Source organism: Streptomyces tibetensis (assembly GCF_040647715.1).
In the GTDB taxonomy this organism is placed as follows: domain Bacteria; phylum Actinomycetota; class Actinomycetes; order Streptomycetales; family Streptomycetaceae; genus Streptomyces; species Streptomyces tibetensis_A.
On sequence record NZ_JBEZCR010000002.1, the window covers coordinates 784008 to 803938 of the forward strand.

The 19931-nt window shown below is 71.6% G+C and carries 18 protein-coding genes and 1 pseudogene; 9 read left to right on the forward strand and 10 right to left on the reverse strand.

Annotated elements, in window-relative coordinates; all coding sequences use genetic code 11:
* Positions 1-55: 55 nt before the first annotated feature.
* The 3 genes from AB0B29_RS08130 (at position 56) to AB0B29_RS08140 (ending at position 3590) form a co-directional block, all read left to right on the forward strand.
* The gene (locus AB0B29_RS08130) at positions 56-2035 is read left to right on the forward strand and encodes a trypsin-like peptidase domain-containing protein (protein ID WP_362235465.1); all 1980 of its coding nucleotides are present in this window, start codon (positions 56-58) and stop codon (positions 2033-2035) included.
* A 217-nt stretch (positions 2036-2252) separates the two neighbouring features.
* Entirely contained in the window at positions 2253-2693 is a 441-nt protein-coding gene (locus tag AB0B29_RS08135) for a sec-independent translocase (RefSeq protein WP_362235468.1), read from the forward strand.
* Positions 2694-2918: 225 nt separating this feature from the next.
* A complete protein-coding gene (locus tag AB0B29_RS08140) occupies positions 2919-3590 on the forward strand; it encodes a hypothetical protein (protein WP_362235471.1) in 672 nt (223 codons plus the stop codon).
* Positions 3591-3702: 112 nt separating this feature from the next.
* Here the strand turns inward: AB0B29_RS08140 and AB0B29_RS08145 are convergent, their stop codons facing one another.
* Genes AB0B29_RS08145 through AB0B29_RS08155 form a run of 3 tightly spaced genes read right to left on the reverse strand, consistent with a single transcriptional unit; the run spans position 3703 to position 6751 of the window.
* Positions 3703-4836 carry an Mrp/NBP35 family ATP-binding protein gene (locus tag AB0B29_RS08145; RefSeq protein WP_362235472.1) on the reverse strand — a complete coding sequence of 378 codons (1134 nt, stop codon included), beginning with the start codon at positions 4834-4836 and terminating at the stop codon, positions 3703-3705.
* Positions 4837-4878: 42 nt separating this feature from the next.
* Positions 4879-5478, reverse strand: a complete 600-nt coding sequence (locus tag AB0B29_RS08150) for a DUF1003 domain-containing protein (RefSeq protein WP_362235475.1) — start codon at positions 5476-5478, stop codon at positions 4879-4881.
* Positions 5468-6751: a magnesium transporter MgtE N-terminal domain-containing protein gene (locus tag AB0B29_RS08155; RefSeq protein ID WP_362235478.1), complete on the reverse strand. Its 1284-nt coding sequence runs from the start codon at positions 6749-6751 to the stop codon at positions 5468-5470. Before AB0B29_RS08155 ends, AB0B29_RS08150 begins: the two co-directional genes overlap by 11 nt.
* A 225-nt stretch (positions 6752-6976) precedes the next feature.
* On the opposite strand from AB0B29_RS08155, the gene AB0B29_RS08160 reads away from it, so the two are divergent.
* Positions 6977-7732: a hypothetical protein gene (locus AB0B29_RS08160; protein WP_362235481.1), complete on the forward strand. Its 756-nt coding sequence runs from the start codon at positions 6977-6979 to the stop codon at positions 7730-7732.
* Between the two features lie 4 nt (positions 7733-7736).
* On the opposite strand, the gene AB0B29_RS08165 is transcribed toward AB0B29_RS08160, so the two are convergent.
* Together AB0B29_RS08165 and AB0B29_RS08170 are read right to left on the reverse strand one after the other, a co-directional pair.
* A complete protein-coding gene (locus AB0B29_RS08165) occupies positions 7737-8249 on the reverse strand; it encodes a hypothetical protein (protein WP_362235484.1) in 513 nt (170 codons plus the stop codon).
* A gap of 22 nt (positions 8250-8271) precedes the next feature.
* The gene (locus AB0B29_RS08170; RefSeq protein WP_362235486.1) at positions 8272-9387 is read right to left on the reverse strand and encodes a magnesium and cobalt transport protein CorA; all 1116 of its coding nucleotides are present in this window, start codon (positions 9385-9387) and stop codon (positions 8272-8274) included.
* Positions 9388-9843: 456 nt separating this feature from the next.
* Here AB0B29_RS08170 and AB0B29_RS08175 point away from each other — a divergent pair, with 456 nt between their 5' ends.
* Positions 9844-10428: a suppressor of fused domain protein gene (locus tag AB0B29_RS08175; RefSeq protein ID WP_362235489.1), complete on the forward strand. Its 585-nt coding sequence runs from the start codon at positions 9844-9846 to the stop codon at positions 10426-10428.
* 30 nt (positions 10429-10458) lie between these two features.
* Here AB0B29_RS08175 and AB0B29_RS08180 read toward each other — a convergent pair whose 3' ends face one another.
* Positions 10459-11682 (reverse strand): MFS transporter, encoded by a 1224-nt coding sequence (locus tag AB0B29_RS08180; RefSeq protein ID WP_362235492.1) that lies wholly within the window; start codon positions 11680-11682, stop codon positions 10459-10461.
* A 160-nt stretch (positions 11683-11842) separates the two neighbouring features.
* On the opposite strand from AB0B29_RS08180, the gene AB0B29_RS08185 reads away from it, so the two are divergent.
* The 3 genes from AB0B29_RS08185 to AB0B29_RS08195 all read left to right on the forward strand — a co-directional run bounded on the left by AB0B29_RS08185 (position 11843) and on the right by AB0B29_RS08195 (position 14373).
* On the forward strand, positions 11843-12484 hold the full coding sequence (locus tag AB0B29_RS08185; protein WP_362235494.1) for a DUF6758 family protein: 642 nt from the start codon (positions 11843-11845) through the stop codon (positions 12482-12484).
* Positions 12485-12721: 237 nt separating this feature from the next.
* Positions 12722-13582 carry a PHP domain-containing protein gene (locus AB0B29_RS08190; protein WP_362235497.1) on the forward strand — a complete coding sequence of 287 codons (861 nt, stop codon included), beginning with the start codon at positions 12722-12724 and terminating at the stop codon, positions 13580-13582.
* 185 nt (positions 13583-13767) lie between these two features.
* Positions 13768-14373, forward strand: a complete 606-nt coding sequence (locus tag AB0B29_RS08195) for a MarC family protein (RefSeq protein WP_362235499.1) — start codon at positions 13768-13770, stop codon at positions 14371-14373.
* A gap of 9 nt (positions 14374-14382) precedes the next feature.
* Here AB0B29_RS08195 and AB0B29_RS08200 read toward each other — a convergent pair whose 3' ends face one another.
* Entirely contained in the window at positions 14383-16488 is a 2106-nt protein-coding gene (locus AB0B29_RS08200) for a trypsin-like serine peptidase (protein ID WP_362235502.1), read from the reverse strand.
* A gap of 133 nt (positions 16489-16621) precedes the next feature.
* On the reverse strand, positions 16622-16798 hold the full coding sequence (locus AB0B29_RS08205; RefSeq protein ID WP_362235708.1) for a hypothetical protein: 177 nt from the start codon (positions 16796-16798) through the stop codon (positions 16622-16624).
* A gap of 205 nt (positions 16799-17003) precedes the next feature.
* Here AB0B29_RS08205 and AB0B29_RS08210 point away from each other — a divergent pair, with 205 nt between their 5' ends.
* Positions 17004-17897, forward strand: a complete 894-nt coding sequence (locus AB0B29_RS08210) for an NYN domain-containing protein (protein ID WP_362235505.1) — start codon at positions 17004-17006, stop codon at positions 17895-17897.
* Here the strand turns inward: AB0B29_RS08210 and AB0B29_RS08215 are convergent.
* On the reverse strand, positions 17894-18793 hold the full coding sequence (locus AB0B29_RS08215) for an alpha/beta fold hydrolase (RefSeq protein WP_362235508.1): 900 nt from the start codon (positions 18791-18793) through the stop codon (positions 17894-17896). The genes AB0B29_RS08210 and AB0B29_RS08215 overlap by 4 nt on opposite strands.
* A 196-nt stretch (positions 18794-18989) precedes the next feature.
* Positions 18990-19931, reverse strand: a pseudogene (locus AB0B29_RS08220) (DEAD/DEAH box helicase); the annotation flags it as partial.

Genomic DNA, 19931 nt, shown 5'->3' on the forward strand with positions numbered 1-19931 from the left:
TTCGAGTAGGAACTGCGGCCATCGCGACGAGCCGTGCCGCGGCTGTGGGGAGAGCATGAACGAGGGGAAGCCCACGAAAGCGAAGTGGTGGAGCCGTCCACGGCCGCAGGACCCTGCGGGGGAGCCGGACGGTACCGACCAGGTCGCTGCTGAGGACCAGGGCGGGAGCGGTGTGCACGGGCCGGAGACGGCGTCGGCGTCGGCGTCGACCGGCCCCGACGGTGACTTCGAGCTGCCCCGTCCCGCGCCCCGGCACGACACGGACGGCGACTACGAGCTGAGGCGCCCGGAGGCGATTGCGACCGCGAGCGCCGGACAGCCGACGGCGTCGGTGCCCGGAGAGGCGGCCGTTGGCGTTGCCGGGCCGGAATCCGGAGCGGCGGAGGCCGGTGAGGGCGGTGACGGATGGGCATTGAGGACAGCGGACACCGGTGACGGTGCTGTCGCATCCGCACCCGGCGAACAGGACGTTCCCCCGGCCGCCCCGGTGTCACCCGCCGGGCCGGTGCAGGATGCTCCCCGGCCGTTGCACGACCCCGACCCGTACAGCACCCCGCCCTACGGCGAACCCGGCCCCTGGGCGCCCGCGCCGCCCGTCCAGCACCCGGCGACGATCCCCGCGCAGGGCGTGGCGGTACCGGGGCAGCCGACCGTGCCGGGCACCGCGGCCGTGCCGCCGGCCGACCCGCACGGCACACCCCCCGCCCCCGGCGATTCCGTGCCCTCCGCTCACCCGTCGGCCGTGACGCCGCACCCGGGCGACCCCGCGAATGTGCCGGCCGCGCCCGTTCACGCCGGTGCTCCGGCCCCCGCACCCACCCCCGACCCCTGGCAGCGTTACGACCCCTGGGCGGCCCCCGGTGCCGCCGGGGGACAGGGGCCCCTCCAGCAGAACGGCGCCGCCGTGCTCAGTACCGAGCAGCGGCGCAGGCGGGGCCGGAAGTCCCTCGTGCTCGGTGCCGTACTGCTCGCGCTCGTGTCGGGGGGCATCGGAGGCGTCGTAGGGACGTATCTGGAGCGCAACGGGGGCGTCGGGACCGTCGAGTTGCCGCAGGCCGGGAAGGAGACCTCCGCGCGGGACGCGGACAGTGTGGCCGGGATCGCCGGACGGGCCCTGCCCAGCGTGGTCACCCTGCATGTCAGCGGCGCCGGCGAGCAGGGCACGGGCACCGGCTTCGTGCTCGACACCCGCGGGCACATCCTCACCAACAACCACGTCGTGCAGCCCGCCGGATCCGGCGGCGAGATCACCGTGACGTTCAACGGAGGGCAGACCGCGAAGGCCGAGGTCGTCGGCCGGGACAGCGGCTACGACCTCGCGGTCGTGAAGGTGAAGGGCATCAGCGGACTCACCCCCCTGCCGCTGGGCAACTCGGACAACGTGCAGGTCGGGGACCCGGTCGTGGCCATCGGCGCCCCCTTCGACCTGGCCGGCACGGTCACCTCCGGCATCATCAGCGCCACGCAGCGACCCATCACGGCCGGTGGCGAGAAGGGCGACGGCAGCGACGTGTCCTACGTCGACGCGCTCCAGACCGACGCGCCCATCAACCCCGGCAACTCCGGCGGGCCCCTGCTCGACGCCCGGGCCCGGGTCATCGGCATCAACTCGGCCATCCGCTCGGCGGACAGCGGCTCCACGCAGGACAGCGCCCGGTCGGGTTCGATAGGCCTCGGCTTCGCCATACCCATCAACCAGGGCAAACGTGTCGCCGAAGAGCTGATCAACACGGGGAAGGCCACCCACCCGGTCATCGGCATCACCCTGGACATGGACTACGCGGGTGACGGCGCCCGCGTCGCCGTCGAGGGCAGCGAGGGCGGATCGCCCGTCACCGCGGGCGGCCCGGGAGCCAAGGCGGGGATCAAGTCGGGCGACGTCATCACCGAGGTCGACGGCGCGCGGGTGCACTCCGGCGAGGAACTGATCGTCAAGACCCGGGCGCACCGCCCCGGCGACCGGCTGGAGCTGACCGTCGAGCGCGGCGGCAAGGAGCGCGAGGTCTCGCTCGTCCTCGGGTCGTCGGATGGCTGAGACATGAGGTCCGGGCCCCGGGAGGGGGTCTCATCCGTCCTCACGACGGACCGGCATGGCAAACAATCGGGAAAGCGCTCACACCTCCCGCACTCGGAGGTCCCGGGACGGTACCGGTCGGACAGGATCGCCGGGTACCGTGGATCCGGCCCGGACCACGGCAAGACCCGCACCGACCACGAGGGCCGAGGACCGAGGACATCGCTAGGAGCTTCAGGTGTTCAATGACATAGGACCACTCGAGCTGGTGACGCTCATCGTCCTTGCCGTGCTCGTCTTCGGTCCGGACAAGCTCCCCAAGGTCATCCAGGACGTGACGCGCACGATCCGGAAGATCCGTGAGTTCTCGGAGAGCGCCAAGAACGACATCCGGGAGGAACTCGGCCCGGAGTTCAAGGACTTCGAGTTCGAGGACCTCAACCCCAAGACGTTCATCCGCAAGCAGCTGGACAACGAGGACCTGGGGCTCAAGGAGATCCGCAACGGCTTCGACCTGAAGAAGGAGATGGCCGAGGTCACCGACGCCGTCCACAGCCGTGACACCGACACCTCGTCCGCCGGCTCCGCCGGTTCGTCCGGTGGCCGCATCGACATGACGAAGAAGCCCGAGACGCCCGGCCCGGACGACCGGCCGCCCTTCGACGCGGACGCCACCTGAGGGACACGCCCAGGGGCGTGCGCCCCGGCTGCGTGACGCGTTTCATACTCCGGTCGGGCTGTGTACGGCCTGAACGGGGCGCCCGTGCGGCCCATGCGCCGGGCGGTTTCGCTGCTGCTCGCAGCGGTGTGGCTATGCTGCCGAGTTGTTGTGCGGACCGTACGAGTACGCCCGAAGGGGGGCGGGCCGTACCGGTCCGACTAGAGCGAGGAGGCGTCCGGGCACATGGAGACGACGAGTCGGGCTGTCGCGCAGACGCCGGCCGCGGAGGGCGGACCACAGGCCCCCTTCGCCCGGCGTACGGTCGACGACTACCTGCGTGCGCCCTTCCCCTGGTACGGCCTCGACGAGGCCTTCACGGGACCGCGCCGGCTGATGCAGGTGGGTACGACGGCCGACGGGGCCGTGGAACACGGGTCGATCGGGCACGGGGACGAACCCACCATCCGCAACGAGCATGCGGCCGGGGGTGAGCAGGACGCCAAGGAGAAGTTCGCGGTCGTCGTGACCGTGGCGGCGAATCCCTCACGGCGCACGGCGGACGGGACGGGGCTCCTGGAGGCCACCTCGGTGTCCTCCGCAGCGTGGCTCGCGGGCGTCGGACTGCTGTCCTTCACCTGGCCCGGGCAGATGGACCACGCGCTGCGGGACGACTGGCTGGAACAGCAGACCGAGACGGCGTGGGTGCTGGCGGACGATCTGGACGGGGCCGACTGGTCGACGCTGTCGCTGCCGGTGGACGGGGTGCCGACGGCGTTCCACTACCGGGAGTCCGAGTTCGGGTGGGTGCTCGCCGGATCCACCTCGGCGGGGGTTCACGTCGGGGCGTACGGGCGGGGTATGAGCGCGTATGGGCTCGGGTTCGCCGTGGTGAAGGACATCGCCGCGTACGCGTGAGGTCCCCGGGGCGCCGTGAGTTCCGGCGCCCCGTCGCCGGGGGTTCTGGTGTGCGGGCGGCCGCGGGTCGCGCGTGGTTGCTCGCGCAGTTCCCCGCGCCCCTGAGGTCAGTTCAGAACTTGTTCCTCGGAGTGATACCGAGCGACAGCCCCGACAGGCCGCGCTGCCGTCCTCCCAGCTTGCCCGCGATCGCGCGCAGGGCCGAGCCCGCAGGGGAGTCCGGGTCGGTCAGGACGACCGGCTTGCCGTCGTCGCCGCCCTCGCGCAGGCGGACGTCGATCGGGATGCTGCCGAGGACCGGGACGTTCGCGCCGGTCGTGCGGGTCAGGCCGTCGGCGACCATCTGACCGCCGCCCGTGCCGAAGACGTCGACCATCTCGTCGCAGTGCGGGCAGGGCAGGCCCGACATGTTCTCGACCACTCCGACGATCTTCTGGTGGGTCTGCACGGCGATGGAGCCCGCCCGCTCGGCGACCTCGGCCGCCGCCTGCTGCGGGGTCGTCACGACCAGGATCTCGGCGTTCGGGACCAGCTGGGCCACGGAGATCGCGATGTCGCCGGTGCCGGGCGGCAGGTCCAGCAGCAGGACGTCCAGGTCGCCCCAGTACACGTCCGCCAGGAACTGCTGCAGGGCGCGGTGGAGCATCGGGCCGCGCCAGACGACCGGGGCGTTGCCCGGGGTGAACATGCCGATGGAGATGACCTTCACGCCGTTCGCCGACGGCGGCATGATCATGTTCTCGACCTGGGTGGGACGGCCGTCGGCGCCCAGCATGCGCGGCACGGAGTGGCCGTAGATGTCGGCGTCGACGACACCGACCTTGAGGCCGTCGGCCGCCATCGCCGCGGCCAGGTTGACCGTCACCGAGGACTTGCCGACGCCGCCCTTGCCGGAGGCGACCGCGTAGACGCGGGTGAGGCTGCCCGGCTTGGCGAAGGGGACCTCGCGCTCGGTCTGGCCGCCGCGCAGGGCGGAGGCCAGCTCCTTGCGCTGCTCGTCGCTCATCACGTCGAGCGTGACGTCGACGCGGGTGACGCCCTCGACCGCGGAGACCGCGTCGGTCACGCGCTGCGTGATCGTCTCCCGCATCGGGCAGCCCGAGACCGTGAGGTACACGGTGACCGCGACCGCCCCGTCCGCGCCGATCTCCACCGACTTGACCATCCCGAGTTCGGTGATGGGCTTGTGGATCTCGGGGTCGTTCACCGTCGCCAGTGCCTCGCGCACCGCGTCTTCCGTAGCCATAGGACGATGGTACGGCGCCGTACCGGTGCGTAGGAAAGCGTCTCAGCGGTCGTCTGCGTCACGTCCGGGTGACCGTTCCGCCGGGAATACGACGGGGTCGTGACGGTGGCCGTTCTGCCGCTCCTCCATCTCCTTGACCATGTCCTGCAGCTCCGAGCGGATCCAGTCGCGGGTGGCGACCTCGCCCAGGCCGATGCGCAGGGCGGCGATCTCGCGCGTCAGGTACTCGGTGTCGGCGATCGACCGCTCGTTCTGCTTGCGGTCCTGCTCCAGGTTGACCCGGTCCCGGTCGTCCTGCCGGTTCTGCGCGAGCAGGATCAGCGGGGCGGCGTAGGAGGCCTGGAGGGACAGCATCAGGGTCAGGAAGATGAACGGGTACTCGTCGAACCGCAGGTGGCCGGGGGCGAGGCTGTTCCAGACCACCCACAGGATGATGACGACCGTCATCCAGACGATGAACCGCCCGGTGCCCAGGAAACGCGCGATGCGCTCCGACAGCCGTCCGAAGGCCTCCGGGTCGTACTCGGGCAGGAACCGGCGCCGGGGCGGCAGCGGCTGGTCGAGGCGGGTGGTGCGGGGCCGGGACGCGGCCGTGGCGCCCGCCGGCGTGCGTTCGCGGGGGCTCTCGCGCTCAGGAACCATCGGTCGCCACCTCCTCGTCCAGGTGGAACTCCTGCTCACGCCAGTCCTCCGGGAGCATGTGGTCGAGCACGTCGTCCACCGTCACCGCGCCCAGCAGCGAACCGGCCTCGTCGACGACGGGCGCCGCGACCATGTCGTACGTGGCGAAGAAGCCCGCGATGGCGGGCAGCTCCGCCTCCGGGTCGAGCGGCTGCAGGTCGCTGTCCAGGATCGAGCTGACCAGGGACGGTGGCGGCTCCCGCAACAGGCGCTGGAAGTGCACGGTGCCCAGGTACTTGCCGGTCGGCGTCTCGTCGGGAGGTCGGCAGACGTAGACCTGGGCGGCCAGGGCGGGGGAGAGATCGGCGTTGCGGACGCGGGCGAGGGCGTCGGCGACGGTGGCGTCCGGACGCAGCACGATCGGCTCGGTGGTCATCAGACCGCCCGCCGTGCGGTCCTCGTACGACATCAGGCGCCGCATGTCGGCCGCGTCGCCGGGCTGCATCAGGCTCAGCAGCCGCTCCTGCTCGTCCGTCGGCAGCTCGCCCAGCAGGTCGGCCGCGTCGTCCGGGTCCATGGCCTCCAGGACGTCGGCGGCGCGCTCCTGCTTCAGCTTGCCGAGGATCTCGATCTGGTCGTCCTCCGGCAGCTCCTCCAGCACGTCGGCGAGCCGGTCGTCGTCGAGCGCGGCGGCGACCTCGGCCCGGCGCTTGGCGGAGAGGTGGTGCAGGACGTTCGCCAGGTCGGCCGGGCGCAGCTGCTCGAAGGTGGCGAGCAGGCTCTCGGCGCCCTGCCCCTGCTCCTCCAGGGAGAAGCCGGTGACGGCGGTCCACTCGACGGTCAGCGCCTCGCCCTTGGCGCGCCGGAAGGCGCTGCCCTTCCTGCCCTTGCGGACGAAGACCCGGTCGATCTCCCACTCCCGGCGGGCCGGCAGCTGATGCACCGACAGGTCCAGGACGGTGACCTCCTCGCCGGTCTCGGTGAGCGTCACGCGCCGGTCCAGCAGCTCCCCGAAGACCAGCCGCTCGGTGGGCCGCTGCTCGAAACGCCGGACGTTGAGCACGCCGGTGGTGATGATCTGGCCGGACTGGATGGCGGTGACCCGGGTCATCGGCAGGAAGATACGGCGGCGGGTGGCGAGTTCCACGACGAGGCCGAGCAGCCTCGGCGGTCGCTGTCCCACCCGCAGCATGACGACGAGGTCACGCACTCGCCCCACCTGGTCGCCGGCTGGGTCGAAGACGGCGACACCTTGGAGGTGCGATACGAAGATCCGGGGGGCGCCCGCTGCCATGGCGGCGGCTCCTTTGCGTGCGGGGTGGTTCGTGGTGGCTGTCCGTGTGGCTGTCTTTGTGCCTGCGTCTTCCGAATTGCCCGCTCGGGTGGGCTTCAGGCTAGCCCGTCCTGATCGGTGACGCGTCGGCGGCCGGTCCGGACGGACTGGCTCCGATCCGCCCGCACGACCCCGGTACCCTGCGGTACGCCGTTCAGGTCTCCCGTCAGAGAGGCAGCCCCACCCGTGACTCCGATTCGCCAGAGCCGCGGCCGCCGTGCCGCACTCGCGAGCGCGACATGCGCCCTGCTCGTGACGGGAACGGTGCTCACCGGCTGCGCGGAGGATCCGAACGAGGGGACCAACGGGGTCGGCAGGCTCCCCGCCGCCAAGATCCAGGGCAAGACCCGGGCGGCCGCCGAATCCGCCGACGCGGTCCGGATGCACGGCAACGTCGTCAGCGGCGGGCGGACCTACGCGCTCGACGTGCGGCTGAAGGACGACGGCGGCGACGGTTCGGTCACCTCCGAGGGCGCGACCTTCAAGCTGCTGCGCATCGGCGAGCAGCTCTACGTCAAGGCGGACGCCGCGTTCTGGACTCACGGCGACGGCAAGGGCGACAGCGGCGAGGGGGACGCTGCGGCGGCCTCCAAGCTCGGCGGCAAGTACGTGAAGGTGCCGCAGGGCGACCCCTCGTACAAGAAGTTCAGCGGTTTCACGGACAAGGGTCTCCTCCTCGACAGTCTGCTGACGCTGCACGGGACGCTCGCGACGGACGGCCACGACGAGGAGGCGGGCGTCCGCACCATCCGCGTCACCGGTGACAAGGGCTCCGGCGGCACCCTGGAGGTCTCCCTCGAGGGCAAGCCGTACCCGCTGCGCCTGGAGCGGGCCGGCGGGGCGGGCACCCTCACGTTCTCCGGCTGGGGCGAGGACTTCTCGCTCAGGAAGCCGGAGCGGAACGAGACGGTGGACTACGGCAAGCAGCTGCCCTCGTCCTGAGCCGTCAGGTCCGTTTGCGCTTCTTCAGCAGCAGGCGGTGCAGACCCGCCGGGACCGGCCGGCGGGTGATCACCGGGGACGGCAGGGGAGGCTCGGACAGCGAGCCGTCGGGCAGCGGCGCCGTCGCCCCCGTCGGTTCCAGGCGCAGCACGCGGCACTCGCGGGCCCACCGGTCGGTCATGGCCTCGCCGTCGGGCGCGTTCAGCCGTTTGCCCTTGAGCTCGGCGACCGCCGCGTCCCACGCCTCGGAGCCCGGCGCGAGCTCGCCGACCCGCGCCGTCCAGGTGACCAGCCGGCCGCCCTTGTCCTTGCTGCGGACCGTCACCGTCGCCTCGGCGCCGTCGGCGAGACCCGGCAGCGGCTGCTCGCCCGGCCCATCGCCCACCAGGCACGCGGCACCCTCGTGCCACACGTGCCACAGCGCACGCGCCGGGCCGTCGGGGCCCTGGACCCAGACGAGGCCGGACTTCTTCGTGGCCTCCTCGACGAGGGCCTGGTCGAGCAGCTCGCTTGTCATGGGCCCAGCCTAACCAGGCTGCTCACAGCCAGCCGTTCCGCTTCAGCGTGCGGTGGATGCCGAGGCAGACGACCACCGTGAAACCGAGGATCACCGGGTAGCCGTAGCGCCAGTGCAGCTCCGGCATGTGGTCGAAGTTCATGCCGTACACGCCGCACACCATGGTCGGCACGGCGATGATCGCCGCCCACGAGGTGATCTTCCGCATGTCCTCGTTCTGCGCGACGGACGCCTGCGCCAGGTTGGCCTGGAGGATGGAGTTGAGCAGCTCGTCGAAGCCGAGGACCTGCTCCTGGACGCGGGCCAGGTGGTCGGCCACGTCCCGGAAGTACTTCTGGATGTCGGGGTCGACCAGCCGCATCGGCCGCTCGCTCAGCAGCTGCATGGGCCGCAGCAGCGGCGACACGGCCCGCTTGAACTCCAGTACCTCGCGCTTGAGTTGGTAGATGCGGCCGGCGTCCGAACCGCGCGGTGAACCCTTGCGCCCCGGGGAGAACACCTCGGTCTCCACCTCGTCGATGTCGTCCTGCACCGCGTCGGCCACGGCGATGTACCCGTCGACGACGTGGTCCGCGATGGCGTGCAGCACGGCCGAGGGGCCCTTGGCGAGTAGCTCGGGGTCGTCCTGGAGGCGGTGCCTGAGGGCGCGCAGGGAGCCCTGTCCGCCGTGCCGGACGGTGATGAAGAAGTCCCGTCCGGTGAAGCACATGACCTCGCCGGACTCGACGACCTCGCTGTTGGCGTCGAGCTGGTCGTGCTCGACGTAGTGGATGGTCTTGAACACCGTGAAGAGGGAGTCGTCGTAGCGCTCCAGCTTGGGCCGCTGGTGGGCCTGGACGGCGTCCTCCACGGCCAGCGGGTGCAGCCCGAACTCACTGGCGATGCCGGAGAATTCGGCCTCGGTCGGCTCATGCAGGCCGATCCACACGAAGCCCCCGTCGCGGCGCGCCAGGCGCACCGCCTCGTGCGGGGTCAGGGCGGTGTCGGTCTCGACGCGGCGGCCGTCCCGGTAGACGGCGCAGTCCACGACGGCGGTGGCCGTCGCCGGGCTGCGGGTGGCGTCGTAGGTGCCGCTGTCCTTGCGCAGCGAGACACGGGACGGGCGGACCACGGCGCGCAGGTCGCGGATCATCGACATGGCGGGCTCCTTCGCAGGCGGGCAACGAAAGGCGCCGGCGACGACGGGTGGAACTACCCGGAATGAGGACGTTGTGACTGCGGAGGTTTGGCACGTCCACAAAGCGGGGAGCACCGCACCGTCGCGGTGGCGAGCTTCGTTACTGATTCAGCTACTGAGGCAGATCAGGAAAAACGAAACGAAGCGCTCTTCCGCGGTGAAGCGAGTGCGAGAGGTGGCAGCCAGAGACGGAGCAGCTACATCAGCGGCGGGAGAGCGTGGTGCTACTGCACGGTCGACTTCGATCCATTGCAGCCCCACCTCCTCCGGCCGGTCCCTCGTAAGGGAGTTCCTTCGGCGTCGGGGCTTGATCGCGACGCTTCTGCGTGCTGCCCCGAACCACCGGGCAAGAGTAGCAGCCGACACAACTGTCAAGGTGCTGCTTTGCCCGCTACTGGCGAGTTCTATGCTCGCCGCATGGCAGATGTTCTCCCTCTGGTCGAAGCCCGGTTGCGCAGCGCGCTGGGCGAACCGGACGCGCGCGCGGCGGTCACCTTCCTCGGTACGGACCGCATCGAGGTGCTCCGCTTCCAGGAGGGCGGCATCGTCCGCTACGCCTCGCTCGGCATGTCCGCGCACCCCATGACGGACCCCACGACGGTGGTCGCCGACCCGGTCAAGGGCCCGCGCGCCGAGCTGGTCCTCTCGGTCCGCTCCGGCCTCGCCGACACCGGCAAGGTGCTCCGGCCGCTCGCCGTGCTCGCCGCGTCCCCGCAGGTGGAGGGACTGGTCGTGGCCCCCGGCGCCTCCCTCGACGTCGGTGAGCCGCTGTGGCCCGGCGCCCCGTTCACCTCGGTCCTGGTAGCCGAACCGGGCGGTCTGGTCGAGGACCTGGAGCTCGACGAGCCCCTCGACCCCGTGCGGTTCCTGCCGCTGCTGCCGATGACCCCGAACGAGGCCGCCTGGAAACGCGTGCACGGCGCGCAGGCGCTTCAGGAGCGGTGGCTGAACCAGGGGACGGACCTCCGGGATCCGTCCCGGAAGTCCGTCCCGCTGGAGTGAGGAAGCTCACCAAACTCCGGCTGCGCGTCCTCAGTTGGCGAAGACGGCGACGCCGTCCTCGGTCGCGTGCTTCGGCTCCAGCTCTTCTGCCTCGTGCGTGAGGGCCCTGCGCCGTACGACGACCACGGCCGCGCCCACGATCGCGGTGACCGCCGCGACCACGAACGGGATGTGGATGTCGGTCCACTCCTCGATCTTCGGCGCGAAGTAGGGGGCTGCCGCCGCCGCGAACCAGCGCACGAAGTTGTAGCCCGCGCTCGCCACCGGCCGGGGCGCGTCCGAGACGCCGAGGGCCAGTTCGGTGTAGACGGTGTTGTTCACGCCGATGAAGGCACCGGAAAGGATCGTGCAGACGACGGCGGCCGTGTGCGAGCCGTAGCCGAGCACCAGCACGTCGGCCGCGAGCAGTACCAGCGAACCGCCGAGCACCTTCAGCGAACCGAACCGCTTCTGGAGCCGCGGGGCGACGATCACCGAGAAGACGGCGAGCAGCACACCCCAGGCGAAGAACACCGCACCCGACCGGTACGGGCTCATGTTCAGCACGAACGGCGTGAAGGCCAGCACGGTGAAGAACGTGTAGTTGTAGAAGAACGCCGAGACGGCCGCCGAGGCGAGGCCGCCGTGGCCGAGGGCCTTGAGCGGGTCCAGCAGCGAGGTCTTGCGGGCGGGCTTCGGCTGCTCCTTCAGGAACACCGTGATGCACAGGAAGCCGACGGCCATCAGGAACGCGGTGCCGAAGAAGGGGTAGCGCCAGCTGGCGTCGCCGAGCAGGGCGCCCAGCAGCGGACCGCAGGCCATGCCGAGGCCGAGGGCCGATTCGTAGAGCAGGATCGCCGCCGCGCTGCCGCCGGCTGCCGCGCCGACGATGACCGCGAGGGCCGTCGAGACGAACAGTGCGTTGCCGAGGCCCCATCCGGCCCGGAAGCCCACCAGTTCGTCGACGGACCCGGAGGTGCCCGCGAGTCCGGCGAACACCACGACGAACGCGAGACCGAGCAGGAGCGTCTTCTTCCCGCCGATCCGGCTGGAGACGAATCCGGTCACCAGCATCGCTACGGCGGTGATGAGGAAGTACGAGGTGAAGAGCAGGGAGACCTGGCTGGCCGTGGCGTCGAGGCCCTGGGCGATGGACGGCAGGATCGGGTCGACGAGCCCGATGCCCATGAAGGCGACGACCGAGGCACCGGCGGTCGCCCACACGGACTTGGGCTGCTTCAGGAGGCCGCCCGCTCCAGCGTCGAAGGGGTCCATTGCTTGCTCCCTTTCCCGAGACGAGATAGTTGGTATATGCACATACTAAGTTAGCCATGCTAATTAATGCAAGCTGCATCTAATCTCGCCGGTGAAGGGTTCCCTCCGGATGGGTGATCGTCCTTGACGCGGCGGGGCGGGGGTAGGACCGTGGGGCCCTATGAGGGGCGAACCCAGTTGCCCGAAGTGTGGTGGCCGGGTCAGGGCTCCCGGCCTCTTCTCCGACTCGTGGCAGTGCGATGTGCACGGCACCGTCCATCCGGTGCAGCCCGTGATACCGCCGAGCGTCGACGCCCTCAACGTCGTGGTGCACCGCACCCGGGTGCCGCTGTGGATGCCCTGGCCGCTGCCGGTGGGGTGGCTGTTCACGGGAGTGGCCTGTGCGGGGGACGACCGCACCGGCGGTCGCGCGACCGCCGTGGCCTGCACGGGGCCCGGGCCGCTCGGCGGGATGGGCGAGCTGATCCTGGTGGCCGAGGAACTCGGGGTCGGGCTCGGGGCGCGCTACGCGGGCCTGGACGGTCCCGACCCGGGGCCGCACATGAACGTCGAGAAGCCGCCGCAGGCCAAGGTGCTGGCCGCCGGCCGCCCGACACCGCTGTGGCACGTGGCCGGGGCACCGGGCGACCGGGCGGTGTTCGCGGGGGAGGCGCTCGGGATGTGGCTGTGGGCCGTGGTGTGGCCCGAGCAGTCGGGGCTGCTGATGTACGACGAACTGGTGCTGGCGGATCTCCGGGAGGCGGGGGCCGAGGTGGAGCTGGTGCCGTGTGGGGCGTTGTCGCCGCGTCTGCTTCAGCCGTAGCGCCCAGGTGCCGGTCCGGGTGCGTCGGCGGTTGTCGGGCTCGTTGTGGCTGGTCGCGCCCGCGCGGCGGAGCCGCATCTTGACACCGTCCCGCGCCCCTTCGGGCCGCACGGTTCCACGCGCCGCTCCGGGGTGATGTAGGGGGCGCTTGGCAGGTTCAGGTGTGACATCGGGCGTTGAAAATGCGGTTATCCTTGAGCAGCCCTGTTCGTGTCGCCTGTGTCTGGAGTTCGTGTCGTGCGCATCGATCTGCACACCCACTCCACCGCTTCCGACGGCACGGACTCGCCCGCCGAGCTCGTGCGCAAAGCCGCTGCGACCGGGCTCGACGTCGTCGCGCTCACCGATCACGACACCACCCGCGGGCATGCCGAGGCGATCGCCGCGCTGCCCGAGGGCGTCACGCTGGTGACCGGGGCCGAGCTCTCCTGCCGTATCGACGGCATCAGCATGCACATGCTGGCCTACCTCTTCGACGCCGAGGAGCCGGCGCTGTTCGCCGAGCGGGAGCTCGTCCGGGACGACCGGGTACCGCGCGCCCAGGGCATGATCGCCAAGCTCCAGGAGCTCGGCGTGCCGGTGACCTGGGAACAGGTGGCACGGATCGCCGGCGACGGGTCCGTGGGGCGCCCGCACGTGGCGAGCGCGCTCGTCGAGCTGGGTGTCGTGCCGACCGTGAACGACGCCTTCACGCCGGACTGGCTGGCCGACGGCGGCCGGGTCTACGTGGAGAAGCACGAGACCGACCCCTTCGAGGCGATCCGGCTGATCAAGGGCGCCGGCGGGGTCGCGGTGTTCGCGCACCCCGGGGCGAGCAAGCGGGGGCTCACGGTGCCGGAGGCCGCCATCGCCGAGATGGCCGCGGCCGGGCTGGACGGCCTCGAGGTCGACCACATGGATCACGACGCGGACACCCGGGCGCGGCTGCGGGGTCTGGCCAAGGAGCTCGGGCTGCTCGTGACCGGCTCCTCGGACTACCACGGCAGCCGTAAGACCTGCGTGCTCGGGGAGTACACGACGGATCCCGAGGTGTACGGGGAGATCACGCGGCGGGCCTTCGGGGCGTTTCCCGTGCCGGGGGCCGGCGGGACCGTCTGAGGGTCTCTGCTCCAGGCCGGTGCTCCAGGCCGGTTCTGCAGGCCCGTTCCACAGGCCGGTTCTGCATTCCCGCTTCTCGTGCGGGTCCGTTCGTTCCTTTTTCTCACCCGGCGCTGCCCGCTGAGCCCCGCGTCCCGCCCTGCGTGACGCCCGCCCGGCCGCAGCCCCCTGCGCAAGGCTCACTCATGTTCGACCTCGCCGTCTTCGGCTCCCTGTTCCTGACCCTCTTCGTCATCATGGATCCCCCGGGGATCACACCGATCTTCCTCGCCCTCACCGCGGGCCGGCCCGGCAAGGTGCAGAAGCGGATGGCCTTCCAGGCCGTCTGCGTCGCCGGCGGTGTGATCACCGTGTTCGGGCTCCTCGGGCACCAGATCCTGAACTATCTGCACGTGTCCGTGCCCGCGCTGATGATCGCGGGCGGCCTGCTGCTTCTCCTGATCGCGCTGGACCTGCTCACCGGCAAGACCGACGAGCCGAAGCAGACCAAGGACGTGAACGTCGCCCTGGTGCCCCTGGGCATGCCGCTGCTGGCCGGACCGGGGGCGATCGTGTCGGTCATCCTCGCCGTACAGAAGGCCCACAGCGTCGCGACGCAGGTGTCCGTGTGGACGGCCATCCTCGCCATCCACGTCGTGCTGTGGCTGGTGATGCGCTACTCGCTGGTGATCATCCGGATCATCAAGGACGGCGGTGTGGTCCTGGTGACCCGCCTGGCCGGCATGATGCTCTCCGCGATCGCCGTGCAGCAGATCATCAACGGCGTCACGCAGGTGATCCAGCAGAGCTGAGGATCCCGGTCAGGGCCTCAGGAGGCCGCCGATCTCCTGGGCCGCCTCGGGGTGGCCGAGGTACTCCTCGATCTTGTGCGCGCGGTCGCGGCCGTTGGAGACGGGCGGCTGGCTGAGCTTTCCCCACCGTTCGTCCTCCAGGGGGCAGCCGATGGCCACCGCGTCGGTGGGGCACCAGACGTTCACCCAGTCCCGCACCCGGGGCGGCTGGTGGGGGCCGCGCGTCAGCAGCCGTTCGTTGACGCCGTCCAGGCCGAGCGGGCTGCCCGCGGTGACCAGCAGGACGGGGTCGAGGCCGTCGGGGATGCGGGTCAGGAGGTCCATGCCCACGACCGTGCCCAGGCTGTGCGTGACCAGCACCAGCTCGCCGCTGGTCGGCATCGTCTCCATGACGGTGTCCAGCACCGCCTGCCGCACGGCGCTGTCGCCGAGGTACAGGTCGACGTCCCGCAGGAACGTGGCGATGGTCCACTCGTCCAGGTCCGACCGGGCGGCCAGCCAGCTCAGCGGCCGGTGCAGCGTCCCGACCAGGCCCGCACCGAAGCCCTCCGTGGCCGCCGGACCGTTCTGGGGCATGCCTGCCCGGGCGGCCGCCTCGTAGAGCAGTCGCTCGTAGGAGCCCGTGGGGGACTCCGCGGCGAACACCTCGGCGGCAGCGGCGGCGCTCACCCGGTCGAGACCGATGGGCTCCGCCGTGCTCTCCTTACCGCTCACGAGGTCGTACAGCCTGGTGCCGTAGAACGGGAACCACACGTCCTGCGGGTCGAGCGTGGGCATGGACGCGAGGGTGAGCCCGCGGTTCAGGCCGGCCGTCCAGGACAGGCGGAGTTCGTCGGGGCACTTCTCCTGCTGGTCCCGGCCGTGCAGGAAGACCAGGTGCCGGTGGCCGCCGAAGGCGGTACCGCGGGCCCGGAGCCCGACCTTGGGCCGCTGGGTCCGGGTCTCGCTCTCGGCCATGGGGACCGTCACCGGAACCCCGGGCACCGGCGGGGTCGTGACGCCCGGCACCGCGTTCGTCCTCTCGGGTGCTGCCCCGGGGGCCGTTGCGAGGGGGGACGGCGCCGAGGTCATGGCCTGGTCGAGGCCGGCGTCCGGGCCCATCTCGGCCAGCAGGGCACGGCGAGCCGGGCCGAGGTCCAGCCCGGCGAGGTGCTTGAGGATCGAGCTGATCCGGACGCCCTCGTTGGCGACCCACTCGATGGCGTCGTCGCCGTCGCCCTGCTCCCAGGGCCGGCCGTCCTTGCGCAGGACCCGGCCCTGGTCGTCCTTCTTCGGCACGCCGCTGTGGTGCAGCGCCACGACCTCCCACTGGTCGTTGAAGACGGGGGAGCCGGAGTTCCCCGGTTCGGTGTCGGTCGTGTAGTGCACGAAGTCGTCGAGGCGGACCAGCACCGCGTTGTCGCGCAACGCGATCTCCTTCAGCCGCCCCGAGGGATGGCCGATGATGTTCACCTTCTCGCCGAGCACCAGCTTGCCGGTCTGCACGCTCAGCCGGTTCCAGCCGAAGATCTCGCCCGGCGCGGGGCCGTCCCCGGCGGGCGCCAGCGCCACGAGGGCGAAGTCGAGCCGCCGGTCCGCGGCGAAGAAGGTCTGCGGGGCGAGTTCCATCCGGACGACGGTGTCGGGCAGGTTGTCCGCCGTGACCTGGGCGTTGAACTCCGCGAAGCAGGTCCGGGCGAAGCTCTCGTCGGGAAGGACGTGGTGGTTGGTCATCAGCAGCCGCGGCGAGACCAGGAAGCCGGTGCCGTGCGGCAGCTCGCGGCCGTCGCGCCGCAGGGTGATCCGGGCGACCGTGGCCCCGGCCCTGACCCCGCGCGGCAGGAAGCTCCAGGCCTGGAGCTCGTTGGACAGGTCGATGATCCGCTCGTTGGCGTCGGGCAGGTCCATGGCCTCGCGGTGGATGTCGGCCACCACCGCCGAGGGTGACAGGCCGCCCCGGTCGAGGATCCGGTCGGCGCGGACGGCCAGCGCGTCGGGGGAGTCCGGGAAACGAACCCCGGCCGCCAGCCGGCCCTCGACCCGCTCGCGCTCCGCGGTGGAGTCCTCGTAGCGCCGCGCGGCCTCGGCGGCGGCCTGCTGGTGCAGTTCCCTGTGCGACCGGCCCGTCGTCGACATGTCCCACCGTCCCGTTCTGGTTCGCGCCGTCCCCCTCAGCCAGTACGCCTCCGACCAGGGGGGTCCGCAACAGCACAGCCCCCGCACGGCCGATGCCGGGCGGGGGCTGTGAAGCGTGGGAGATGTGCGCGCGTTATGAGGCCGTGGTCTGGGCCGGGCGGATCCAGAGGCGCTGCCCGATGGCGGCGGCCTGCTGGACGATGCGGTTGACGGAGGCGGCGTCCACAACGGTCGAGTCCACGGGCGTGCCGTCGACGTCGTCGAGTCGCATGATTTCGAAGCGCAAGGGCTTCTCCCTTCGTCTGGTCATCCTCCTGAGGAGAACTACTTGAGTGAGTGGCCCACCAGGCTGCGGCGCTCGGTGTTCCATATGGGTCAACAGGGGTGCATGCTTCAAACATTCCCTACGCTAAGGAAATTTTTCGAACGGCTAATTACTGAGTCGTAAGAGTGTCGTTACGGGACCGACCGGGACCGGTTGTGTTCGCTGCGTGACCGCCGGGACAATGGAGACGATGAACGACGACCTCGCGGCCCTCAGTGCCCGCATCGACCGCACCAACGAGCTGCTTCAGCGCATGCTCGCCGAGGTGGCGAAGACACCCTCGACCCACGCGATCTTCGTCGATGCCGGGTATCTGTACGCCGCCGCCGGCCGTCTCGTCGCCGGCACGGAGGACCGCCGCGCCTTCGACGTGGACGCCGAGGGCCTGATCGACGCGCTCATCGACAAGGCCCGCACGATCTTCGCGGACAGCCGCCTGCTGCGGGTCTACTGGTACGACGGCGCCCGGCGCCGCATCCACACGGCCGAACAGCAGACCATCGCGGAACTGCCGGACGTCAAGGTGCGGCTCGGCAACCTCAACGCCAACAACCAGCAGAAGGGTGTCGACTCACTCATCCGGTCCGACCTGGAGTCCCTCGCCCGGCACCGGGCCATCAGCGACGCGGCCCTGCTCGGCGGCGACGAGGACCTCGTCTCGGCGGTGGAGGCGGCCCAGGGGTACGGCGCCCGGGTCCACCTCTGGGGCATCGAGGCGCCCGAGGGGCGCAACCAGGCGGAGCCCCTGCTGTGGGAGGTCGACAGCCAGCGCACCCTCGACCTCGACTTCTTCAAACCGTACGTCTCCCGCCGCACGACGCCCGCCCACGAGACGGCGGCGGAACGGCCCACCCGCGAGGGCGTGCGGTTCGTGGGTGCGCAGATCGCGGCGAAATGGCTGGCGGCACGCGGCCGGGACACCCTGGTCGAGCTGCTGCCCGGGCACCCGTACCTGCCGGGCTCGGTCGACCAGGACCTGCTCGTGGAGGCGGAGGGCCTCCTGCAGTACTCGCTGCGCGGCCAGGCGGACCTGCGGCGGGCGCTGCGGGACGGCTTCTGGGAGCACCTGCGGACGCAGTACTAGGCAGTCCCGGGCGTCGCGGGGAACCGGCCCTCTTCGAGGTCGTCCCAGAAGTCCGCCAGGGCGTGGGCCGTCGGCAGGGGCCGGTCGGCGTTGGGGGAGTGCTCGGCTCCCGTGATGACCGTGCGGTGCGCGTCCAGCCGCAGGGCCATGTCGTCGAGGGTCGCCACCGGCCAGGTGTCGTCGTGCGCGCCCGACAGTACGTGGAACGGCAGCGGAACCGCGGCGAGTTCGGCCACGCGGTCCGGCTCGGTGCACAACTGACGCCCCGTCGCCAGCAGTTGGGCAGGGCTGTGGCCCAGCCAGCGGCGGCGCAGCTGGTCCTGGTCACCGAGGCCGCGAGCAGGCCCGCCGACCTCCTCCGGCGGTCCCATGGCCTGGATGGCCTCCCACACCTGCGCCATCGACAGCACGGCGAGTGCGTCCCGCAGCAGCTTCACGCGCTGTTGCTGGGAGACGGAGATCTCCGCGGGGCCGGACGAGACCAGGGTGAACGAGACGAAGGGGGAGTGGTCGAGCAGCACGGCCGCACGGGCGATCTGTCCGCCGAGCGAGTGCCCCACGAGGTGCACGGGTTCGCCCAGCGCCTCGGCCTGCGCGAGCACGTCCCGTGCCAGTTCGCGCTGGGCGTAGGCCGACTCGTCGTCCAGGGGTCCGTCCGACTCGTGCTGCCCCCGCCCGTCCACGGCGACGACCCGGTACCCGCGCTCCGCGAGCGGCTCGTGGAGCAGCCTGAAGTCCTCCTTGCTCCCGGTGAACCCGGGCAGCATCAGGACGACCCCCCTGACCTGCGCACCCGGCTCCGGCGACGAGTCGACGACGGCGAACTCGCCGCGTGAGGTGCGCAGGGAGTAGGCACGGGCGCCCGGGGGCGGGGAGAAGGCGGAGTGGCTGCTCACGGGCCGAGGGTAGCGGGTGCGGCCGACCACACGCCCCGGGCGAGAGCCGGACGGCCCGGCTTCCTGTGCAGGGGGCCGGGCTGCCCTGGTGGGTGGTCAGGGCCTTGTGGGGTGCGTGGTCGTGGGGGCCCGCCGTTCGGGTGAACGCCGACGGCCCGGCCCCCGTGAGGGGACCGGGCCGTCGTGGAGGAGCGTCTCAGCCCTCCGTGGGCTCCGCGGCGGCCGTGGCCTTGCGGGTGCGGCGCGCCCTGGGCTTCGGCTCCGTCGCGTCCTCGACAGGGGCAGCCGTGGCGGCCGCTGCCGTCTTGCGCGTGCGGCGCGGCTTGGCCTGGGCGGCCTCCGGCTCCTGATCCGCCTGCGCGGGGATCTGGGTCGGCTCGGCGGCCTTGCGGGTGCGGCGGCGCGGCTTGGCCTCCGTACCCTCGGCCGTGTCGACCGCGACCTCGGCCGCTGCGGCCGTCTTCCGGGTCCGGCGCGGTTTGGCCTCGACGGCCTCCGCGTCCGGGGCCACGGCAGCCGTCTTGCGCGTGCGGCGCGGCTTGGCCTCGGCCGCCTCCGGCTCCTGGGCCGTCTGGGCCGGGATCTCGGCGGCGGCCGGGGTCGGCTCGGCGGCCTTGCGGGTGCGGCGGCGCGGCTTGGCTTCCGTACCCTCGGCCGTGTCGACTGCTTCCTCCGCCGGAGCAGCGGCCTTGCGCGTGCGACGCGGCTTGGTCTCCGCGACCTCGGAAGCCGGGGCCGTTGCCGTTGCCTCGGCCGCGGTCTCTGCGGTCTTGCGGGTGCGGCGGCGCGGCTTGGCCTCGGCGGCCTCCGCCGTGTCGACGGCGGCCTCGGCCGCAGTCGTCGCCTTGCGCGTACGCCTTGGCCTGGCCTCGGTCGCCTCGACGGCGTCCTCCGCGCCCGGCGCCGCTGCGGCCGTCTTGCGGGTACGACGCGGCTTCGCCTCGGCCCCCTCGGCGGCGTCGACGCTCGCCTCGGCCTTAGCAGCCGTCTTGCGCGCGCGGCGCGGCTTGGTCTCCGCCGGTTCCGGGGTGGACTCGGTGGTCCCCTCGGCGGCGTCGACGCTCGCCTCGGCCTTAGCAGCCGTCTTGCGCGCGCGGCGCGGCTTGGTCTCCGCCGGTTCCGGGGTGGACTCGGTGGT